Origin of the sequence: Nostoc sp., from assembly GCF_036917435.1 — a bacterium.
Lineage (GTDB): Bacteria > Cyanobacteriota > Cyanobacteriia > Cyanobacteriales > Nostocaceae > Nostoc.
In genome coordinates this window covers 160,390-175,491 of sequence record NZ_JBALDM010000012.1, presented here as the reverse complement: position 1 = coordinate 175,491, position 15,102 = coordinate 160,390, and the positions used below count along the sequence as shown (strand labels likewise).

Annotated in this window: 13 protein-coding genes; 9 read left to right on the top strand and 4 right to left on the bottom strand. The window is 41.0% G+C overall.

Annotated features, from left to right (window positions below):
- Positions 1 to 198 precede the first annotated feature (198 nt).
- The 7 genes from V7K98_RS05390 to V7K98_RS05360 all read left to right on the top strand — a co-directional run bounded on the left by V7K98_RS05390 (position 199) and on the right by V7K98_RS05360 (position 7,820).
- On the top strand, positions 199 to 1,560 hold the full coding sequence (locus tag V7K98_RS05390; protein WP_335019796.1) for a hypothetical protein: 1,362 nt from the start codon (positions 199 to 201) through the stop codon (positions 1,558 to 1,560).
- A gap of 225 nt (positions 1,561 to 1,785) precedes the next feature.
- Entirely contained in the window at positions 1,786 to 2,538 is a 753-nt protein-coding gene (locus tag V7K98_RS05385) for a PspA/IM30 family protein (protein ID WP_335019795.1), read from the top strand.
- A gap of 162 nt (positions 2,539 to 2,700) precedes the next feature.
- Positions 2,701 to 3,477, top strand: a complete 777-nt coding sequence (locus V7K98_RS05380) for a PspA/IM30 family protein (protein WP_335019794.1) — start codon at positions 2,701 to 2,703, stop codon at positions 3,475 to 3,477.
- 174 nt (positions 3,478 to 3,651) lie between these two features.
- A complete protein-coding gene (locus V7K98_RS05375; RefSeq protein WP_335019858.1) occupies positions 3,652 to 3,987 on the top strand; it encodes a thioredoxin family protein in 336 nt (111 codons plus the stop codon).
- A gap of 38 nt (positions 3,988 to 4,025) precedes the next feature.
- The gene (locus tag V7K98_RS05370; protein ID WP_335019793.1) at positions 4,026 to 5,252 is read left to right on the top strand and encodes an LL-diaminopimelate aminotransferase; all 1,227 of its coding nucleotides are present in this window, start codon (positions 4,026 to 4,028) and stop codon (positions 5,250 to 5,252) included.
- A gap of 410 nt (positions 5,253 to 5,662) precedes the next feature.
- Positions 5,663 to 6,580 (top strand): NF038130 family PEP-CTERM protein, encoded by a 918-nt coding sequence (locus tag V7K98_RS05365; protein WP_335019792.1) that lies wholly within the window; start codon positions 5,663 to 5,665, stop codon positions 6,578 to 6,580.
- Positions 6,581 to 7,397: 817 nt separating this feature from the next.
- On the top strand, positions 7,398 to 7,820 hold the full coding sequence (locus V7K98_RS05360; protein ID WP_335019791.1) for a response regulator: 423 nt from the start codon (positions 7,398 to 7,400) through the stop codon (positions 7,818 to 7,820).
- Positions 7,821 to 7,840: 20 nt separating this feature from the next.
- On the opposite strand, the gene V7K98_RS05355 is transcribed toward V7K98_RS05360, so the two are convergent.
- Complete coding sequence (locus tag V7K98_RS05355; RefSeq protein ID WP_335019790.1) at positions 7,841 to 8,020, bottom strand: hypothetical protein; 180 nt, start codon at positions 8,018 to 8,020, stop codon at positions 7,841 to 7,843.
- Between the two features lie 717 nt (positions 8,021 to 8,737).
- Between V7K98_RS05355 and uvrC the strand changes: the two genes are divergently transcribed.
- The gene (gene uvrC / locus V7K98_RS05350) at positions 8,738 to 10,615 is read left to right on the top strand and encodes an excinuclease ABC subunit UvrC (protein ID WP_335019789.1); all 1,878 of its coding nucleotides are present in this window, start codon (positions 8,738 to 8,740) and stop codon (positions 10,613 to 10,615) included.
- A 929-nt stretch (positions 10,616 to 11,544) separates the two neighbouring features.
- Complete coding sequence (locus tag V7K98_RS05345) at positions 11,545 to 11,724, top strand: replication restart DNA helicase PriA (protein WP_094332638.1); 180 nt, start codon at positions 11,545 to 11,547, stop codon at positions 11,722 to 11,724.
- A 58-nt stretch (positions 11,725 to 11,782) separates the two neighbouring features.
- On the opposite strand, the gene V7K98_RS05340 is transcribed toward V7K98_RS05345, so the two are convergent.
- From V7K98_RS05340 to rlmN, 3 genes are all read right to left on the bottom strand, one after another.
- The gene (locus tag V7K98_RS05340) at positions 11,783 to 12,253 is read right to left on the bottom strand and encodes a hypothetical protein (RefSeq protein WP_335019788.1); all 471 of its coding nucleotides are present in this window, start codon (positions 12,251 to 12,253) and stop codon (positions 11,783 to 11,785) included.
- Positions 12,254 to 12,265: 12 nt separating this feature from the next.
- Positions 12,266 to 13,150: a class I SAM-dependent methyltransferase gene (locus V7K98_RS05335; RefSeq protein WP_335019787.1), complete on the bottom strand. Its 885-nt coding sequence runs from the start codon at positions 13,148 to 13,150 to the stop codon at positions 12,266 to 12,268.
- Positions 13,151 to 13,278: 128 nt separating this feature from the next.
- Positions 13,279 to 14,373, bottom strand: coding sequence for a 23S rRNA (adenine(2503)-C(2))-methyltransferase RlmN (gene rlmN, locus V7K98_RS05330; RefSeq protein WP_335019786.1), 1,095 nt, complete (start codon positions 14,371 to 14,373; stop codon positions 13,279 to 13,281).
- Between the last annotated feature and the right edge of the window lie 729 nt (positions 14,374 to 15,102).

Below are 15,102 nucleotides of genomic sequence, written 5' to 3'. Positions count from 1 at the left end.
GGAGACGCGATGAATCGCGTCTGTACAAAAGGTAGGAGTAGAGACGCGATTCATCGCGTCTGTTTGGAGTGGGGGAGACAAGGAGAATAACCATGCCCAATGCCCAATGCCCCATGCCCAATCCCCAATCTATTTAAATAATTTTCGCTACTATTGTCACAAATATAAAGTTAATTCCAACAATCTACGCTTGAGGCAATGACTCAAAACCCCCTAAACGATTCCAGCACTCAATCGTCTAAAACAACTGGGTTGAAACCAGCACTAGCAGCAGCACTAGCGAGTTTAGAAGTACCGCTAGATCAAGAGTTAGCTCGATACCGACGCACGCGAAATGGCTTAGGCTCATCGAATCAGCGCCGTGTTGCGAGTTACATGAGCAATCAAGCCCAGTCTTTGACTGCCATTCCCACAACATCGGGCACAACTCAGTCATCAGTAACGGACATCAAAACTAACGTGCCGCCCGTATCAGTACCTATAAATCAGGGAACCCCAGCGCCAGCTACAGCAAAAATTGACGTACCGCCAGCACCTTCTGTAGTTGTGAATCCTGAGATAAATCCAGCGTCAGCTACGGTAAATACTGAAGAACTAAATAATCTCAATGTTCCCTCCACCCCCGACGCTGCTAAAACACAAACTCAACTTCCACCGCCGCCACCCAACTTTAGTAGCAGCATCGTGGCAGCAATTGTTAAAAATACTAAGAGTGAAAATCTTTTGCAGCCAGATGACACCCCTAAACACCCAGATGACTATTTAGAATCTAGTGAAGCACTGCTGCGAAGTCTGACAGAAGAACAACCAGAAACCAAAAGACCAAGCAATTCTAGTGACAGTCTGTTATCACCTTTGGGTATCGGCTCGATGTTGCTACTATTACTGGCAAGTCTTACCTTGGGTTATGTAGTATTCAATCCCAAAGGCTTACCGCAATGGAATTTAGGCAAGTTGTTTAACGGAAACTCACCTCCCGCACCAGAAAATACTCAAGAAGTTGGGAGTAATGTCCAACCTCAGATCGAGCCACCAAGCACATCTATACCCAAATATCCCAATCTAGCTGCCCAAGAGTTTCCTGATGTCAGAGATCCTAATGATTTAGTTGGTTTAAACCCCAAAGTCCAGCCAAGCCTCTCAGTAGCGCCTAATCCAGTTGTTCCACGAAATCCCGTAAATCCTCAAGCGGTATTGCCTGTCCCCAACACAGCCCAAAAACCGACAAATCCGATCGCTTTAGCACCAGTACCAACTGTACAGCCCTTACCTCTTTTGAATTTGCCTCCGACTTCAACGGTAAAAACCTCACCTAAACCAATTGCAACCTCACCAAAGCTGAATGCAGAAATCAAACCAGGAACAGATGGCTTCTATCATGTAGTGATAGATAATAAAGGTGCAGCTTATGCTTCAGCACGGCAAGTAATTCCCGATGCTTATTTATCACCTAACAAAGAATTGATTTATCTCGGTGCTTTTAAGACTAAAGAGCAAGTACAAAAACAGATGCAACTGTTACAGGGAAAGGGAATTAACGCACGAGTTCAGCAGCCATGAGTTGCAAAAATCTACGATATCATAAGATAACAGTGCTGAATGCTGAAGTAATAGAGGCAAAATCTTGCTTGTTTACGACCTGACGACAAAAAATCTTTCTTATACTCAGGACTCTAACTGAGCATTCACCACTGCATAACTATCCGATGACAAAAAATCTTATACTCAGCACTCAGGACTCAGCACTCAGCACTCATTACTGAGTTTAGTGAATGGAGAGCCGATATGCAATTAATCAGCCGTATTCTGCGGGTGATTCGCGCTAATCTCAATAGTTCGATCGCAGGTGCAGAAGATCCAGAAAAGATTCTAGAGCAAACTGTCCTGGAGATGCAGGAAAATCTGGTGCGGTTGCGGCAAGGTGTAGCACAAGCGATCGCAACCCAAAAACGTACTGAACGACAGGCAGCAGCTGCCAACTCTCAAACAGAAGAATGGTATCGCCGCGCCCAATTAGCCCTGCAACAAGGCAATGAACCTCTAGCACGCGAAGCTTTGACTAAGCGCCAAGCTTACAAAGAAACCACTACAGCCCTCTTTTCCCAGATAGAGCAGCAAAACGATATAGTCGCTAGGCTAAAAAAGGATATGCGATCGCTAGAGTTAAAAATTTCCGAAGCGAAAACAAAAAAAGATATGTATATTGCTCGCGCCCGTTCTGCTGAAGCATCTTCTCGCCTCCAAGAAATGCTCGGCGGAGTTTCTGCTACCAGCAGTCTGAGCGCCTTTGAGCGGATGGAAGAAAAAGTTTTGCAACTAGAAGCTCATTCAGTTGCAATCGCCCAACTCGGTAGCGACGACTTGGAAACACAGTTCACTTCCTTGGAATCTACTAATGTGGATGCTGAATTAGCAGCAATGAAAGTACAGGTTTTAAATGAGGCAGAAAACACACAGCACAACAATCTGCTTGCCGAGGAAAAGCAGAATACAGCACAGCCTCCTCAAAAGCAGTTACCCAAAACTCAAGACTCTTGAAGTTTGGCTAATTACCTCACTTTGGAGATATCCTAACAATTAAGAGTTGTTATAAGGTACTGATTCCAGCCGGAAAGATTACATTGAAATAGGTAGCTATTAAAAAGTAAAAAAGCTGACTGTCCAACCAAAAGCGTAAACCAAACAAGGAAAAACAAAGTTATGGGATTATTCGATCGCATTAAGCGAGTAGTGAGTTCTAACCTCAACGACCTGGTTAACAAAGCCGAAGACCCCGAAAAAATGCTAGAACAAGCCATCCTGGAAATGCAGGAAGACTTGGTACAGCTGCGTCAGGGAGTAGCCCAGACAATCGCCGCCCAAAAACGCAGTGAGAAACAATATAATGATGCCCAAAATGAAATCAATAAATGGCAACGCAATGCTCAACTAGCTCTACAAAAAGGTGATGAGAATTTAGCGCGACAAGCCCTAGAGCGTAAAAAAACTTATGCTGACACCAGCACCGCCCTCAAAGCTAGTTTAGATACCCAAAGCACTCAAGTTGAAACCCTCAAGCGCAACTTAATCCAGCTAGAAAGCAAGATTTCTGAGGCTAAAACCAAGAAAGAAATGCTCAGAGCGAGAATCACCACTGCCAAAGCCCAAGAGCAACTGCAAAATATGGTCAGTGGGATGAATACCAGCAGTGCAATGTCTGCCTTCGAGCGGATGGAAGAAAAAGTTTTGATGCAAGAAGCCCGGGCCCAGTCGGCAGGTGAATTAGCAGGTGCTGATTTAGAAAGCCAATTTGCCCGATTAGAAGGTAGTAGCGATGTTGATGATGAATTGGCAGCTTTGAAAGCGCAAATGCTACCACCCGCTACTCCAGTAAATCAAGCACAACTACCACCCCAACAAGAAACCACTCCTGCAAAATCTAATGAAGTGGTCGATGCCGAGTTGGATTCTCTACGCAAGCAATTGGATCAATTATAAAATTGCCAAAAAACTTATTTGAGCCAGTCCCACGCCTGTTGGTTGTGGGATTTTATATCATTAGTCAATAGTTAACAGTCAAAAGAACTATGAATTATTGACTATGGACTATTGACTACTTTGGGATAAAGTATTGTGTGTGACAACTTTGATCGCCACCTGATGGAGACTGTAATGAGTAAGGCTGTAATCACCATAACTGATGCTGAGTTTGAAACAGAAGTGTTAAAAGCTGAACAGCCTGTATTAGTTTACTTTTGGGCTTCTTGGTGTGGGCCTTGTCAATTGATGTCCCCCATGATTAACTCAGCTGCTAGCAAATATAGCGATCGCCTCAAAGTCGTGAAAATGGAAATTGACCCTAACCCACTCACTGTTAAGCAGTACCAAGTGGAAGGTGTTCCCGCTCTCAGACTATTTCTTGGCCAAGAAGTTTTGATATCCACTGAGGGAGTCATCGGCAAAGATAAATTACTCGAACTCTTAGACAAGCACTTAAATAGTAATTAGTCAATAGTCCATAGCAAATGACAAATGACTAATGAGTAATGACTAACATGCAATTTGCAAAGCGTTTACAACCCCTGCAATCGAATGTATTTGCTGATATGGACAGAGCCAAGGCGATCGCCTTGGCCGCTGGACAGCAAGTAATCGATTTGTCGTTGGGGTCTTCTGATTTACCAGCCGAGGCACACGTTATCGAGGCCATCGCCCAATCTCTTGGCGATCGCAGTACCCACGGCTATCTTTTATTTAACGGAACCTTTGGGTTTCGTGAAGCCGCAGCCAACTGGTACGAACAAAAATTTGGCATCAAAGTCAATCCCGAAACAGAGGTGCTACCTCTGATTGGTTCTCAAGAGGGTACAGCCCATTTACCCCTAGCTTTGCTCAATCCCGGAGATTTTGCCCTATTGCTCGATCCAGGTTATCCCTCTCATGCCGGGGGAGTCTATCTAGCTAGCGGTCAAATCTACCCGATGCCATTACGGGCAGAAAACGCTTTTTTACCAGTGTTTGCTGATATTCCCGCCGCAGTTTTAGCTCAGTCGCGGATGATGGTATTAAGTTATCCTCATAATCCCACCTCCGCGATCGCTCCAATATCATTCTTCCAAGATGCCGTCGCCTTCTGTCAGCAACACAATCTCGCTCTAGTTCACGATTTCCCCTACGTAGATTTAGTATTTGCGGAAACTGGGGATTGGGCAATGAACTCTTCCCAATCCCCAATCCCCAGTACCCAATCCCTAGTACCCTCTATCCTGCAAGCCGATCCAGAGAAAAGCGTCTCCATTGAATTCTTCACCCTTTCCAAGTCCTATAATATGGGCGGCTTCCGTATTGGATATGCCATTGGTAATGCTGAGTTAATTAACGCCTTGCGCCAAGTAAAAGCTGCCGTTGATTTTAATCAGTATCGGGGGATTTTGAATGGTGCGATCGCAGCCCTAACTGGCCCTCAAACCGGCGTAAAATCTGCTGTCGCTACCTTCCAGCAGCGCCGTGATGCTTTCATTACTGCTTTACACCGCATTGGCTGGAATGTTCCTACTCCCAAAGCCACAATGTACATCTGGGCAAAATTACCCTCACATTGGAGTCAAAACTCCATAGAATTTTGTACCCAGTTAGTTAAACAAACTGGTGTAGCTGCTTCCCCAGGTGCTGGTTTTGGCAAATCTGGGGAAGGGTATGTCCGTTTTGCCCTAGTACATGAGCCACCTTTGTTAGAAACTGCTGTAGAAAAAATTTCCCAGTTCCTTCATTAAATTTCTTTCCAAGCTGAACATCAAGGATTTTTTGCCGCGAAGTCTATGGATCTAAGACACAGCAAGGGCGCACATCTATGCGCCTTTGTTAATCACCGTATTATACTTAATCCTAAAACAAACTAATGTATTATTTATTACTATTAAAAGTTAGGAGAACGAGTAATTAAACGTATAAAGATATAGAAATGTTAGTCATTCTTTTACTTATAATCAGCCGGAACTTTACCCAATCAAGTCTCCTCGTCTCTTAAAGTAGGTTTGTACGCAAAGCTACCAACGATGGCTAACAATACAGGTAGCGTTTTCAAGCCGCCTTATTGCCAAAAAGCCTGTAGTCAATACAGCCCAAGCCTATAAACGGCAATACTTTAAAATTTAACTTCCAAACTGACAGAGACTTGAAAACAATGAAGATGACTTTTCAGAAACTTGTAATTGGTACCTCAATGGCTATTGGTGTGAGCGCTCTTGCCACTGTACCAGCACAGGCTGGAACCCTCACCGCCCCTACTATTGGTGGAACAGCAGCCAGTGATTATTACGTCTATGATTCTGATGGTAAAAATACCTTCAAAGTAGAAAATACTAGTGCAAATGTACAAAAAGCTCTAAGTGGTAACGCAGACAGCCCCACTGGAAATGTGGAGCTACGAGCTAGCAGTGAAGGACGGGATTTTGATTTCACCAAAAACACCAGCTTGACAGGTACAATCGGTGGGAAAACCCTGACTCTAAGCAGCCTCACTTCTGATGACTGGTTTGGAGATGGCAAAACAACTACGACGTATGGGTTAGATAACTTAGCTAACAACTGGTTTAACAAGGCTCTAGATTCTTCTGGTATCACTACTAGTACTTTTACTTCACTCACTATACTCGGCTATAGTAAACAGAGTTTGTTTGACAGCTTTCTTAAAAGTGGCGGATTTCAACGCTTTAGTGACCCGAATATTTCCTATGTGAATCAAGATGACACTAGTGGTTTAATTAGTATTGGTTTAGCAGGTCACTATAATGCCGCACCCCTTATAACACCCTTTCTAGGACTGACGGCTCAACTATCTAAACTACTTCCATCTTCATTACAAGCAAGTGAAATCGTCAAATACACTTATGACGGCAAGACTGACTACCTGTATAGCTTTAAAGCTAGCAACTCTGGTTTAGTTGAAAAAGGTGATGGCATATCCCATAGTGGTAATTATCAAGTCAATATCAAAGGCGTAGCTCCCGCAGCAGTGCCAGAACCATCAATAATACTTGGTCTGTTGGGTGTTGCTGGTGTGTTTGCTACGCAACGCAAATTTAAAAAAGCATCTATTTAAGATTGTGGGGTCAAAACTACAAATAACTAAGGGAGCTAACTGCTCCCTTTTTTATCAATACTTCCTTTCGGATATATAGCGTTTCCTAATCACATGAAGTACGTCATAGCCCCCTCCTCGCTTGCGGGGAGGGGGTTGGGGGTGGGGTTCTTGTACCTCACTCAACTGATAACCGCTATAGCTAGGACTTACGCAGAAATACACGCGCTAGGGGTAATTCATGAATTACCCCTACCAGAAAATCTACGTTTGGACTATTTTTGCGTAAGTGCTGATAGCAATCCGATTTGATTCATGAAATTACTTGCGTAGAGAGGAAACAGGAAAGAAAGGAATAGATGTGTACTTAGGTTTTTCACGCAATCAAATGGGAGTCTTATATCAATAATCTGAAGCGGTCTATATCTCTACGCCCCTACCAACGTATTTGTAACAGCAATTTCGTAAAATGGTATTCCTTACCCTAAAATCCAGATGAAAACTTTTTTATAAAAGGCAAATAGCCTATTATTACTGATAGTACTACTTAAGTAATTCCACCCAGAAAAATTTGTCATTTTACTTTTTTAAATCAGTATTTTGTTTATTTTTATAAATTGTAAAAAGCTCATAAAGAAAAGCTTAATATTTGATTAATCCTATATTTGAGCATACTATTATGAAGTATTGGAGTGCGGTTAAATTTAATTTATTAATATCTTTGACTAGATTAACATAAGTCAAGTTTTTATTGGTTTTACAATTTAAATGCACTACCTTTCTAGTTTATGGTAATAATCGTTGGTTTTTACTTCAGATAATCAGATAACAGGTAGCAATGACAGTACAATTTTTCAATATAGATCAGCCATTGCGGTCACACAAAGTTAGACGAATTTTGCTAGTCGAAGACCATTATCTCAATAGGTTGTTACTGAGTGACTATCTAAATTACTGTGGGTACGATGTTCAAAGCTTATCTGAAGGCTCTGCTTTTTTCTCCACTATAGAGAAATTTCAGCCAGATTTAATGTTATTAGACTTGAAGTTACCAGATATTGACGGTTATTCGCTCTTAAAACAAGTTCAACAAAAACCTGATTTGTCAAAAATACCTATTATTGTGGTTTCAGCTTTTGCTTTTAAAGCAGATCAAGAACTAGCTCTGAGTTTGGGGGCACGCCGATATTTTGTCAAACCTCTAAAACTCAAGGATCTTATACTTACAATCGAAGAAGAGTTGACTTGTCACCACAGATAAAGTTTTTACTTGGTGTATCTTTATTCGGCTTTTTGGTCTGCAATAAACTCTTCAACCTTCTCACTAATATCTTGTATAGAACTGCCAACTTTTAAAATTTTATTTTGTAATTGTGCTAATAACAAAACTGTAGTTTGTAGCTCATTAAGGGTTTCAGCCATAGCTTCACGGTATTGGGCTTCAAAATCTTGTACGTTCATATTTTAAATTGTTACTTTAAATTATTATCATAACTATATTTCTAATCATATTCGTAAATTCAGCTTTCTAAATCCGTTAAACCGCTTAATATTATAAATCTAATTTTCAATCAAGCTTATTGTATATTAATGATTTGTTTACCTAACATTTATATAAGCAAACAATTTGAATTATTATTGATTTTAACTAAATATATGTAAAGCTAATTAAATCAGTAAAATAAAGTTTTAAATAATAAAATCTGGTATATCTTAAAATATTAATTATAGATCCAGAAAACCAAGTTTTGATTCTAACAGAGCAGATAACTACTAAGGTCATGGCTAGATAAACTTTTATCTGCTCCAAAGTTGTGATGCGTGCAGCAAAGTATCTAGTAAACTGTGGCGGAAGTTACTTACCTTTAAAAAATAGTAGCTGGGTTTAAACCATGTTGTACTAAGCTAATTGGCTTTCAACTTGCATCATCAGGGCGGGCAAGATGCCCACCCTACAAGAGATTGATAAAATTTTAATATGCAAATTAAATGTGTTTTAGCTTAGGTAGTAAATCAAGCCACTCTGCGGGTACTCTCTTGGAGAACTCGTAGAGTAGCCACAGAAGCATTTACAGACTAAAAGCCTACCTACTTTATATTTACTTGATAATTACTCTGTGAAATCGGCACGAAAAAAGAATTTTTCTTAAAATAGAGAAAGATTACTTAATTTTGATTGTGACAATATCTACTCAAATACTACCACTGGTTAAAGAGCCGGAACGACTGGAAAATCGTCTAGGCGAAATTCCACCGGAACCGGGGGTTTATTTTATGCGGGATAAGAGCGATCGCATTATATATATAGGTAAGTCACGGAAGTTGCGATCGCGTGTCCGTTCCTATTTTCGGGATGGCTACAATAAGACTGAACGCATCGCTACGATGGTCAAGTTGGTGACAGAAATTGAATTTATCGTTACTGATACTGAAGCCGAAGCTTTAGCACTAGAAGCCAATTTGATCAAGCAGCACCAGCCGTACTTCAACGTGCTGCTCAAAGATGATAAAAAATATCCCTATCTCTGCATTACTTGGTCAGAAGATTATCCGCGAATTTTTATTACCCGTAAACGTCAATTTGGTAAGGAAAAGGATAAATTTTACGGGCCTTATACTGATGCTGGTTTATTGCGAGAAGTTGTCCGCATCTGTAAACGCATCTTTCCCCAGCGACAACGACCTCAACCACTTTTCAAAGATCGTCCGTGCTTAAATTATGATTTAGGGCGCTGTCCGGGTGTGTGTCAAAAGCTGACTTCACCAGAAGAATATCGCAAAATTGTGCAAAAGATAGCGATGGTATTCCAAGGGCGAACTCAGGAATTGATTGATATTTTGACTCAACAGATGAATGCAGCATCTGAGGACTTGAACTTTGAGTCAGCAGCCCGGATTCGCGATCAAATTTCTGGGTTAAAGTCCCTGAATGCTGACCAAAAAGTATCCTTACCAGATGATACAGTTTCACGGGATGCGATCGCACTGGCAGCTAACGAAGAACACGCTTGCATTCAATTATTCCAGATTCGCGCTGGGCAATTGGTAGGACGTTTAGCCTTTGTAGCGGATGCTCATGCAGAACCAGGAGCTATTTTACAACGAGCTTTGGAGGAACATTACCAAACTGCTGACTCAGTAGAAATACCCTTAGAAATTTTGGTGCAGCATGATTTACCAGATGCGGAGATATTGGCGGATGTCTTAACTCAACGTAAAGGTAAAAAAGTCACAATTTTGACTCCTTTGCGGCAAACTAAGGCAGAATTAATTGAGATGGTAGAGCGAAATGCTCAGTATGAATTGCAAAGAATGCAAAAATTTGGCGATCGCAATCACCAAGCAATGCAAGATTTAGCAGCTATTCTCGATTTACCAGATGTACCCCACCGCATTGAAGGTTATGACATTTCCCATATTCAAGGCTCAAATGCTGTCGCTTCGCAAGTAGTGTTTATCGACGGATTACCAGCCAAGCAACATTATCGCCACTACAAAATTAAAAATCCCACTGTGACGGCGGGACATTCAGATGATTTTGCTAGTCTTGCTGAAGTTATTGGGCGACGCTTCCGCAAGTATGGGGAAGATACACAGTTAGCACGTTTGGGTAATCCAGACTGGCCTGATTTAATCATGATTGATGGTGGGAAAGGTCAGTTATCATCGGTTATCGCCGTTTTGCAAGAAATGAATGTATTAGAAGACTTGCGAGTTGTGAGTTTAGCGAAGCAGCGAGAAGAGATTTTTTTACCGGGAGAATCTAAACCTTTGACAACTGATGCAGAACAACCAGGGGTACAGCTGTTACGACGATTGCGAGATGAAGCGCATCGGTTTGCAGTAACTTTCCATCGTCAACAGCGTAGTGATAAATTAAAGCGATCGCGTTTAGATGAAATTCCTGGTTTAGGACATCATCGACAAAAGCAGCTACTAGGGCATTTTCGTTCAGTTGATTATATTCGCCAAGCTACAACCCCACAACTCGCTGAGGTTCCAGGAATTGGGCCGCGTTTGGCTCAAGAAATTTACGATTATTTTCATCCTGCTTGAGGAGATTAGTAGTCTGTAAAATTTCAATTTATGGGTAAGTAAGTGGGTCAAATTAAATATAAAACCTCACCCCTGCCTCCGGCTTCCCTCTCCGATACTTTGGAGAGGGATTGAGGGTGAGGTTTGATCTTATATTTAATTACGCCTACCTACTTAAACCTGACTTTTCACGGGATCTGGAAAACCTCTCTCTAAATCTCTCTCCTACAAGGAGAGAGACTTTGAATTTTCCCCCTTCCCGTGTCGGGAAGGGGGCTAGGGGGTTAGGTCTTTCATGGGCTTTTCCACATGACGTGAAAAGTCAGACTTAAACAAGTTTGTAGTAAGGACTTGATTGCTTAGAAAATAAGGACTCAAGTCCTTACTATAAACCCTCAAAACTAGCTTGACAAAGTATTAGTTCCACTCTCGTAGAGGATTCCATTAAGGTTGTCTGCGAGCATTGAAGATGTTTAAATACCGTAAATTTACGCAATGTCGTAAGTATGGTAATTTTGATTAGATTATCTCAACATAATTTAACCTCATAAATCTTGCTAGCAAATATTAACCAATTCTTAAGATAAATATTTTGTTACTAAATATACAGTATTTTATTGGTTTTAATTTTTCAATACAAGAACGGCTTTTTTGTATTGGTCTGAAAAGACTAGAAATAAGGATCTCTCAAGGCATTCGTGATAGGGATCAGTAAATCTCTAAGCGGTATTTAATTAAAAAATAATTTATGTATCTAAAGTAAGAGGGTAATATCACTTAAATTCTAGGATAATATACAGAGATATCGAAAAGTTTTCAAATCTGAAATTCTGTTTAAAATAATTAGCCAATATTAAAGTTGTTTGTTAAGTTGGGTCAAACCAAAATTATTGCTACTTTAACTGGCAGTTTTCTCAAATAAAAAATAAATTACAACCAGGGATTTTAAAATGCAGACAGTACAAAAAATTTACTGCCCAAATTGTGGCTGCCAAGCAGAACGTTATTATATTTCTGATAGTCAATTAACTCGTACACAATGCTCTAGTTGTGACTATTTGATGATTAGTTGTACGCGTACTGGCAAAGTCATTGAGGCTTATGCACCAGGAATTTATGCAAAGCGCTAGATAATAAAATTAAAGATTGGAGAATGTTTTCTCTAATTTTTAATAAATTTTGAAGACTTTACAAGTTATCTTTCTGTTGTCTGAGTTGTTGCTGTCGTATCTGTTCTTGTAACCTTAATTGTTGCTGTTGTCTAAGTTGTTGCTGTTGTCTAAGTTGTTGATCTTGTATTCTCAGTTGTTGCTGTCGTGAAAATTCTTGCTGTTGTAGTCTAGTTTCTTGCTGTTGTAGTCTGAGTTGTTGCTGGCGGATAATTTCTTGCCGTTGTCGTGAAAATTCTTGCTGTTGTATTCTCTGCTGTTGTTGTAGTTGTGGTTCCTGAAGGTTTAGCCGTAGCCATGTTTCCTTCATTTGTTCTTGTGTTTGCTGATTTTGCTCCTCTTGTTGTTGTCTGATTCTTTCTTGAAAAGACTCAGGTTGCTGTGGATTCGTCTGAATTATTTGTCCATAAGCAGGAGAATTCATCGGCAAAGCTTTTGCAAGAACAATTACCAGTAGCCATCGTTTAAGTATTAATGAGGGATTCAACATATAGTTATTTCGTCAATGGCGTGTCGCAACACACATCAGCGATAAAGCTGCTTGTGGTGAATTAGGATTGATACCAGACCATAATTGAGCCAAGCGATACTTCTTGTCAGATTCACCGTAATTGCCTTGCAATACTTCTGCACCAACTGTATGGTTATGGGGATAAACCTTGACACTAAAGCCAAGTGGCTCCAGAATTTTGTAGTAAAGCTCTGGTGTTACTCCATCTCCAGGTCGGTGATGAACCTCAGTTGCTAATCCCCAAGTTTGCTCTGCTGCTGAGGCATGACCTCCTCGTTTGATTAGCCGATATAGCCCTAAGCGCAAGTTCCATAACCACAAACCTAATCCTTGGAAGTTCCAGGCAGTCAACTGAGGGTCGTGGTCTGTGATTAGGATGCCGCCTGGACGGACTAAACGCGCTGCTTCCTGCAAAACGATGTCCATGTAATCACAGTGATGCAGTGTAGCATTTAGTACTACGATGTCAGCAAAGTTAGAAATGAAAGGAAGTTGGTGGGCATCTGCTTTCACTGCTGTATAGCCAATACGTTGAGCCATAGACAATGCCCCATAGCTAATATCTACACCAATTAACAATTGTGGTTTTCCCCCAAGCGTTGCATATAAATTGCCTGGGCCACAACCAATGTCTACAACAATTTTATCATCCCAACTCCCTATAGCCGCTTCCCAGGAAGACTTGAACACTTCATCACGATGACAACTTTCAAAATAGTTTTTTGCCCATTCTGGATGCCCAAAGTAATAACTATTCGCTTCGATGGCTGGACTGGAAGTAGAAACAGGAAAACTTAGGATATCTTGTTTATCTAAATCCACCTTAAAATCAGCAGCAATATAAGGTCTGAGAACTGAATATGAAGAACTTGGCATAACTATCACCTCTATTAATATCCTGGTTCAATTCGCTACAAACTGAGCTAACCATTAAATTTATAAACTGATTAGTATAACAGGGTTTTGCGAGATTTAAGTAGTTATATTTACTGATTACAGATAGGTTAATTTTTACTTGCTCTCAATTGTCCGCAAGCAGCATCAGCTTCTAAACCACGGGAATAACGTACACTCACAGCAGTATTTTGTTGCTTAAGGACGTTGACAAATGCTTCAATGCGATCGCGGTTGGGGCGTTTATAATCTACTTCTTGGATGGGATTGTAGGGAATCAAATTCACATGACATTGAAATCCTCGCATACATTTTGACAGTTCTAATGCGTGTTCTGGTAAATCGTTGACACCAGCCAGGAGAACATATTCAAAGGTAACGCGCCGCCCAGTGATTTCTACATATTCTCGACATTCAGCCAGTAAATCTTCTAGAGGATAGGCGCGGGCGCTAGGGATGAGTTTTTCTCGCAGTGCTTGGTTGGGTGCGTGGAGACTCACAGCGAGAGTGATTTGCAAATTATTTTGCGCGAACTCACGGATGCGATCGCGAATCCCAACTGTAGAAACTGTAAGCGATCGCTGCCCAATACCAATATCTTGATTTAGAGATTTTAGGGACGCTAGGACATTCTCAGTATTTAACAACGGTTCACCTAGTCCCATAAACACGACATTACTAACCCGTTGCTGAAAATCTTCTTGCACAGTCAACACTTGATCGATAATTTCGTGCCGTGCTAAGTTGCGTTTGTAGCCTCCCTTACCAGTAGCGCAGAAATCACACGCCATTGGGCAACCCACCTGAGTAGAGACGCAAACTGTCAGACGGGCTTTTGGGCCTTCTCCCCTTTCTGCAAAGGTTGGGATGCCTACAGTTTCAATAATTTGATCGTCTGTTAATCGCAAAAGATATTTGACCGTGCCATCAGGAGCCACAGAGCGGTAATGTAAAGTTGAGCGTCCAATGGGAATTTCTGCAACTTCCGCACGCCATTGCTTAGAGAAGACAGAAATATCAGCTAGCGATCGCACTCCCTTATCGTAGATCCATTCATGCAGTTGCTTTCCTCTGTAAGCAGGTTGTCCTTGTTGCTGCACCCAAGTGCTTAACTCAGCCAGAGAAGCACCGAGAAGGGGAGGGATTAATTCTGATTTTTCTGGGTTGTGTGAGTCAACCTGAGAGACAAGAGGCGTAGCAGACATAAAAAATCACGAGTTTATATAGGATCTCTATCCTACACCTGCTAGATCGAGTTAGTCTTAACCAAAGTAGATGGGGAATTAACCAAAGGTTGTGCCGTTCCAGCCCCACATTGCACCCTTAGCATCTGCAAACTCAATGACACTATAAACGTGTCCACTGGGCGGTTAATTAATTTTGATTTGCGATCGCAGTAGATAATTCCCGAAATAAATAGTAGGGTGGGGTAAAATCAGTGTTCTTCAGCTTTGTGTATACACGACTCTGCGGGAAGGCGTTCGCGTAGCGTCTCGTAGAGAAGCGCCTATGCGTTGAAATTTCAACCCTCAATTGCCTGAATTTATAGAATGCTGTACTAAATAAAAACTACAAAAGTTCGGTGGAGTAATTTTATACTTTATATTTCACCTTGACTTTTTTAGTAAGTTTCTATACGATGACTGTAAATTTTCCTGAACCATGAAAAATTAATAAACTAAGATCAAAAGCAAGTGTTTCTAACTACTCCCAATCATTTGATAAAGTTATAAATTCTTCATTGATTGATAAGCATCTGAGGGGGTCAGACAACGCCTGAAACCCTTATTCTTTCGTTGACCCCCTCAGATAGCTTGCTGAGTAAGCATTTGAGGTGTGTCAATATGGAATTTATTGAGAAGATTTATCAATTATTCCTATGAAAAAACGACCCCCTCAGATTGACCCATCTCAAACTCAATCGTCATAAGGCT